This window comes from Cellulomonas sp., assembly GCF_035634735.1.
Taxonomy (GTDB): Bacteria; Actinomycetota; Actinomycetes; order Actinomycetales; family Cellulomonadaceae; genus Cellulomonas.
Window position 1 is genome coordinate 1 of sequence record NZ_DASQCJ010000206.1, and the last position, 6857, is coordinate 6857.

At 72.5% G+C, this 6857-nt stretch carries 4 protein-coding genes and 1 rRNA gene; all 5 read left to right on the forward strand.

The annotated features are described in order from the left end of the window. Nucleotides 1-1365 (forward strand): APC family permease (locus tag VER05_RS17065; protein WP_324846514.1); only part of this gene is annotated, 1365 nt, incomplete at its 5' end. Further along, the gene (locus tag VER05_RS17070) at nucleotides 1355-2638 is read left to right on the forward strand and encodes a class I SAM-dependent RNA methyltransferase (protein ID WP_324846515.1); all 1284 of its coding nucleotides are present in this window, start codon (nucleotides 1355-1357) and stop codon (nucleotides 2636-2638) included. The genes VER05_RS17065 and VER05_RS17070, both read left to right, overlap by 11 nt. Nucleotides 2639-2775: 137 nt before the next feature. Continuing rightward, nucleotides 2776-2961, forward strand: coding sequence for a translation initiation factor 2 (locus VER05_RS17075; protein ID WP_324846516.1), 186 nt, complete (start codon nucleotides 2776-2778; stop codon nucleotides 2959-2961). A 248-nt stretch (nucleotides 2962-3209) separates the two neighbouring features. After that, the gene (locus VER05_RS17080; RefSeq protein ID WP_324846517.1) at nucleotides 3210-6020 is read left to right on the forward strand and encodes an aconitate hydratase; all 2811 of its coding nucleotides are present in this window, start codon (nucleotides 3210-3212) and stop codon (nucleotides 6018-6020) included. Between the two features lie 727 nt (nucleotides 6021-6747). Further along, a 16S ribosomal RNA gene (locus VER05_RS17085) occupies nucleotides 6748-6857 on the forward strand; the annotation flags it as partial.

The window sequence follows — 6857 nt, forward strand, 5'->3', positions numbered from 1 at the left end:
GAGTCCGGCTACGAGAGCCTCGGTGGCCTGGCGATGGCATTCCTCCTGCTCCGCGCCTTCTCGTCCGGGTGTGCCGCGCTGACGGGTGTCGAGGCGATCAGCAACGGCGTGCCCGCGTTCCGCAAGCCCAAGTCGCGCAACGCCGCCACGACGCTCGCCCTGCTGGGCGGCATCTCGGCCGTGATGATGATGTCGATCCTCTTCCTCGCGCGCGCGACGGGCGTGCACTACGCCGAGGACCCGCACACCCAGCTCTCGCTGAACGGGGAGCCGCTGCCCGTGGACTACGTGCAGCACCCGGTGATCGGGCAGCTCGCCGAGACCGTGTTCAGCGGGGCGCCGGTGCTCTTCTACGTGGTGTCCGCGGTGACGGGGCTCATCCTCGTGCTCGCCGCGAACACGGCGTTCAACGGCTTCCCGGTCCTCGGCTCGATCCTGGCGAAGGACGGCTACCTGCCGCGCCAGCTGCACACCCGCGGCGACCGGCTCGCGTTCTCCAACGGCATCATCGCCCTGGCGGCCGGCGCGATCGCGCTGATCCTCGCGTTCGACGCCCAGGTCACCCGGCTCATCCAGCTGTACATCGTCGGCGTCTTCGTGTCGTTCACGCTGTCCCAGCTGGGCATGATCAAGCACTGGACCCGCGAGCTGCGCACCCAGCCCGACCCCGAGCGCCGCCGGCAGATGCTCCGGTCCAGGGTGATCAACGCGATCGGCTTCGGCATGACCGCGACGGTCCTGGTCATCGTGCTCATCACCAAGTTCACGCACGGCGCCTGGATCGCGATCCTCGCCATGATCATCGTGTTCATCGGCATGCAGGGCATCCGCCGGCACTACGACGCCGTCAAGGCCGAGCTCGCGCTCGGCGCCGACCCCGCCGCCGCCCGCGCGCTCCCCAGCCGGGTGCACGCGCTCGTGCTCGTCTCGCACCTGCACCGGCCGACCATGCGGGCCATCGCGTACGCGCGGGCCTCGCGCCCGCAGACCATCGAGGCCGTCACCGTCGGCGTCGACCCCGAGGACGCGGCCGCGCTCCGCGCGCAGTGGGAGGCCATGGACCTCCCCGTGCCGCTGCGCGTCCTCGACTCGCCGTTCCGCGAGATCACCCGGCCCGTCATCACCTACGTCCGCTCGATCCGGCGGGAGAGCCCGCGGGACCTGGTGGTCGTCTACATCCCCGAGTACGTCGTGGGTCACTGGTGGGAGCAGCTGCTGCACAACCAGAGCGCCCTGCGGCTCAAGGGGCGTCTGCTGTTCACGCCGGGCGTCGTGGTGGCGTCCGTCCCGTGGCAGCTCGCATCGACCGAAGGGCAGACCGGCATGGAGGACCACGTGCGCAGGACGATCTCCCGTGGGCTCTGAGCCGCGCGGCGCCGCGGCCGCGGCAGGGGACCTGGTCGAGCTCGAGGTCGGGCCGGTCGCGCACGGCGGGCACTGCGTGGCGCGGCTGCGGGCGGCGGGCGACGACGGCCCCGGGCGCGTCGTGTTCGTGCGGCACGCGCTGCCGGGCGAGCGGGTCGTCGCGCGGCTGACCGAGACGGGCGACAAGGCGCGGTTCTGGCGCGCCGACGCCGTCGAGGTGCTCGACGCCTCGCCCGACCGCGTGGAGTCGGCGTGGCCCGAGGCGGGCGCGGGCGGCGTCGGCGGCGGCGAGCTCGCGCACGTCCGCCTCGACGCGCAGCGCGCGTGGAAGGCGGCGGTGCTGGCCGAGCAGCTGCAGCGGCTCGCCCGGGTCGAGCGCTCGGTGCCCGTGCGGGCGCTGCCCGGCGACGACGAGCGCGGCGGCCTCGGCTGGCGCACGCGCGTCGGCTTCCTCGCCGACCGCGAGGGCCGGGCGGGCATGCGCCGGTTCCGGTCGCACGACGTCGTCCCGGTCGCGTCGATGCCGCTCATGAGCGACGCGCTGGCCGAGCTCGACCTGCTCGGGCGCCGCTGGGCGCCGGGGGCGCGGATCGAGGCGGTCGCGCCGGCCGGCGGGGACTCGCCCGTCGTGCTCGTCGACGACCAGCCGTTCGACCTCCGCCGCGGCAAGGCCGACCCGCGGCCCAACGCGCGGTCCGCCGTCCGCGAGCAGGTGCGGGTGGGGGAGCGGGAGTGGGCCTACCGGGTCGCCGCCGCCGGCTTCTGGCAGGTGCACCGGGAGGCGCCCGCCGCGCTGACCGGCGCGGTGCTCGACGCCCTGGGCGACGTCGACGGCGCGCGGGTGCTCGACCTGTACTCCGGCGCGGGCCTGTTCACGCTGCCGCTGGCGGACGCGGTCGGCGGGACCGGTTCCGTGGTGGCCGTCGAGGGCGACGCCCGGGCGGTGCGGGACGCGCGGCGCAACCTGCACGACCGGCCGCAGGTGGAGCTGCACGCCGGGGACGTCGCGGGCGCGCTGGCCGCGGGGGCCGCGGGCGCAGCGGTCGACGCCGTGGTGCTCGACCCGCCGCGCGTGGGCGCCGGGCGGGACGTCGTGCGGGCGGTCGCCGGCCTGGCGCCGCGCCGCGTCGTGTACGTCGCGTGCGACCCCGCTGCGCTGGCGCGGGACGTCGCGTACCTGGCCGAGGAGGGCTACGGCCTGGCCGACGTCACCGGGTACGACCTGTTCCCGATGACGCACCACGTCGAGGCGGTCGCGGTCCTGGAGCGCTGAGGTCGCGCGGCCCGGCCGCCCCCAGGGGGATCGCCGCAGGTCGGGCCGCCGAACCGCTCGCGCGGGGCCCGCGGTCGGCCTAGCGTGGGGTCCGGGCACCGCGGCCCGCGGCGCCCGCCCACCGGAAGGAGCCGACGATGACGACACCGCACGAGGGTGACGCCCGCGAGTCCGCCGCCGAGGCGACGCGCCGGGTGGCCGAGGCCAGCCGCCGCGCGACCGCCGAGCTGCACAAGCAGGGCACCCCGGACTACGACCCCCGCCAGCACGAGAAGGCCGTCGAGCGCGAGCGCCGGGCCGCGGAGGGCACGGCCGGGAGCTGACGCCCCGCGTCGGGCGACCCGACGCGGCGGCACGCCGCACCGGCACGCCGCGCCCGCGCGGCCCCGCGACCGCCCTCCGGGTCGGCTCGCCGGGCCGCGCGGGCGTCGCGACGTCCGGCGCCGGGTCGGGGTAGGATGTATCTCGACATCAAGATACTTCGGCGGACGAGCCCGGGCACCAGGCCCGGGGCGGCCGCCGCACCGCGGCCGTCCCCCAGCGGCCGGACTCGCCAACGAAGGAGCCAGAAGTGAGCAGCGTCGACAGCTTCGGGTCGAAGGCCCGGCTGCAGGTCGGGGACGACACCTACGAGATCTTCCGGCTGGACGCGGTCCCCGGGACGGAGAAGCTGCCGTACAGCCTCAAGGTGCTCGCCGAGAACCTGCTGCGGACCGAGGACGGCGCGAACATCACCGCCGACCACGTCCGCGCCCTCGCCTCGTGGGACCCGTCCGCCGAGCCGGACACCGAGATCCAGTTCACGCCCGCCCGCGTGATCATGCAGGACTTCACGGGCGTGCCGTGCGTCGTCGACCTCGCCACCATGCGCGAGGCCATGGCCGACCTCGGCGGCGACCCGACCCGCATCAACCCGCTCGCGCCCGCCGAGCTGGTCATCGACCACTCGGTGCAGATCGACGTGTTCGGCCGCGAGGACGCGTTCCGCCGCAACGTCGAGATCGAGTACCAGCGCAACCACGAGCGCTACCAGTTCCTGCGCTGGGGCCAGACCGCGTTCGACGACTTCAAGGTCGTCCCGCCGGGCACCGGCATCGTGCACCAGGTCAACATCGAGTACCTGGCGCGCGGCATCATGACCCGCGACGTGGACGGCGCGCTGCGCGCGTACCCGGACACCTGCGTCGGCACCGACTCGCACACGACGATGGTCAACGGCCTCGGCGTGCTCGGCTGGGGCGTCGGCGGCATCGAGGCCGAGGCGGCCATGCTCGGCCAGCCCGTCTCGATGCTCATCCCGCGCGTGGTCGGCTTCAAGCTCACCGGCTCGATCCCGTCCGGCGTGACCGCGACCGACGTCGTGCTCACCATCACGCAGCAGCTGCGCCAGCACGGCGTCGTCGGCAAGTTCGTCGAGTTCTACGGCGAGGGCGTCGCCCAGGTGCCGCTGGCCAACCGCGCCACCATCGGCAACATGTCGCCGGAGTTCGGCTCCACCTGCGCCATCTTCCCGATCGACGACGTCACGCTCGACTACCTGCGCCTCACCGGCCGCTCCGAGCAGCAGCTCGCGCTCGTCGAGGCGTACGCCAAGGAGCAGGGCTTCTGGCACGACCCGTCGCGCGAGCCGGCGTACTCGGAGTACCTCGAGCTCGACCTCGGCACCGTCGTCCCGTCGATCGCCGGCCCGAAGCGCCCGCAGGACCGCATCGAGCTGTCCGAGGCCAAGGAGTCGTTCGCGACCTCGATCCTCGACTACGTCTCCGACGCCGAGCGCGCCGGGTTCACCGGGCTGGACGAGTCCGTCGACGAGACGTTCCCGGCCTCCGACCCGATCGCCGCGGGGGAGCACGCCGACGCCTCGGACGCGCCGGCCCACGTCGAGAAGGGCGACGCGGCCAGCCGGCCGCACAAGCGCGTGCCGGTGACCCTCGCCGACGGCACCACGACCGAGCTCGACCACGGCGCCGTCGTGATCGCGTCGATCACGTCGTGCACCAACACGTCGAACCCGTCGGTCATGCTCGCGGCCGCGCTGCTCGCGCGGAAGGCCGTCGAGCGCGGCCTGTCGTCGCAGCCGTGGGTCAAGACCTCGATGGCCCCCGGCTCGCAGGTCGTGACGAACTACTACGAGAAGGCGGGCCTCTGGCCCTACCTCGAGAAGCTCGGCTTCCACCTGGTCGGCTACGGCTGCGCCACCTGCATCGGCAACTCGGGCCCGCTGCCCGAGGAGGTCTCGGCGGTCGTCAACGAGCACGACCTGTCCGTCGTGTCCGTGCTCTCGGGCAACCGGAACTTCGAGGGCCGCATCAACCCCGACGTGAAGATGAACTACCTGGCGTCCCCGCCGCTGGTCATCGCGTACGCGCTCGCCGGGACGATGGACTTCGACTTCGAGAACCAGCCGCTCGGCACGGACACGGACGGGCAGCCGGTGTTCCTCGCGGACATCTGGCCCACGCCGGAGGAGGTCCAGGCGACCATCGACGCGAGCATCGACCGCTCGATGTTCGAGTCCGACTACGCCGACGTGTTCGCGGGCGACGAGCGCTGGCGCGCGCTGGACACCCCGGAGGGCGACACCTTCGCCTGGGACGGCGAGTCCACCTACGTGCGCAAGCCCCCGTACTTCGAGGGCATGGCCGCCGAGCCGGCGCCGGTCGTCGACGTGACGGGCGCGCGGGTGCTCGCCAAGCTCGGCGACTCGGTCACCACCGACCACATCAGCCCCGCGGGGTCGATCAAGGCGGACAGCCCGGCCGGGCAGTACCTGGCCGAGCACGGCGTCGAGCGCCGGGACTTCAACTCCTACGGGTCCCGCCGCGGCAACCACGAGGTCATGATCCGCGGCACCTTCGCCAACATCCGGCTGCGCAACCAGCTCGTGCCGGGGGTCGAGGGCGGGTACACGGTGAACCACCTGTCCGGCGAGCAGACGTCGATCTACGACGCCGCGCAGGCGTACGCCGAGGCCGGCGTGCCGCTCGTGATCCTGGGCGGCAAGGAGTACGGCTCCGGCTCGTCCCGCGACTGGGCGGCCAAGGGCACGGCGCTGCTCGGCGTGAAGGCGGTCATCACCGAGTCGTTCGAGCGGATCCACCGGTCGAACCTCATCGGCATGGGCGTGCTCCCGCTGCAGTTCCCGGCGGGGGAGTCGGCCGACTCGCTCGGCCTGGACGGCACCGAGACGTTCGACATCGCGGGAATCGCGGCGCTGAACGACGGGTCGACCCCGCGGACCGTGCGCGTGACCGCCACCAAGGGCGACGGCTCGGTCGTCGCGTTCGACGCGGTGGTCCGGATCGACACCCCCGGTGAGGCGGACTACTACCGCAACGGCGGCATCCTGCAGTACGTGCTGCGGTCGCTCGTCGCGGCCTGACGCCCCGCGCGTCGACGACGCCCCCGCCGCCTGCTCGCGCAGGTGGCGGGGGCGTCGTGCTGCGCGGGCCGGGGGCGTCGGGGCGGGAGTTGACGACGGGGGGGCTCCGCGCGTAATGTTCTCCGAGCTGCCCGAACGGGAGGCACGGACTTCGAGGCTCGACCCGAAGGCCGGTCCCGCAGGCGGCCACCCCCGGTACGTGATCCAGGCGCCTCGTTGCGTCCGGTTCGTCGTGCCGGACCGGGATCTTCCGGGAGCAATGTCGTGTGAATCACGCGCAAAGCACTCCGGAAAGCCTGGTAGTGTTCGGGAAGTCGAAAGCGGCGAAGAGATTCGCCGAAAACGACGGGCCAGAACATCTGGTAGGGTTTCGGAACGTCGGAGCCGCTCGAAAGAGTGGCTCCGGCAGGAAAGAAACTCTGGTAGATTGGAACCGAGCCTCCGGCCGGTCGCCCTTCACGGGGCGGACGGGGGATGCGCGTCTGTTCTTTGAGAACTCAACAGTGTGCCTAGTAGTTGATGCCAAGATGGTTCATCGGCTCGGGTGGCCGCCTCGTTCGGGGTTGGTTGTTCGGTGTCGGTGGGTCTTGGTTGATACGGGAGCCTCTCGACCTCCGTCGGGTGGCTTCTTTAGCAGCCGAATTGACTGATCCTCGCTCGCCAGCGGGTGGGGGTCGTTTCGTGTGTCGGTTGACTGCCGCTTTCGGGTGGTGGTTGCCATGAGACATCTACGGAGAGTTTGATTCTGGCTCAGGACGAACGCTGGCGGCGTGCTTAACACATGCAAGTCGAACGGTGAAGCCCAGCTTGCTGGGTGGATCAGTGGCGAACGGGTGA

What these genes read in the sequence shown, in the direction of transcription:
- VER05_RS17075 (WP_324846516.1), top strand. Translation starts at nt 2,776, where the DNA reads ATGACGACACCGCACGAGGGTGACGCCCGCGAGTCCGCCGCCGAGGCG.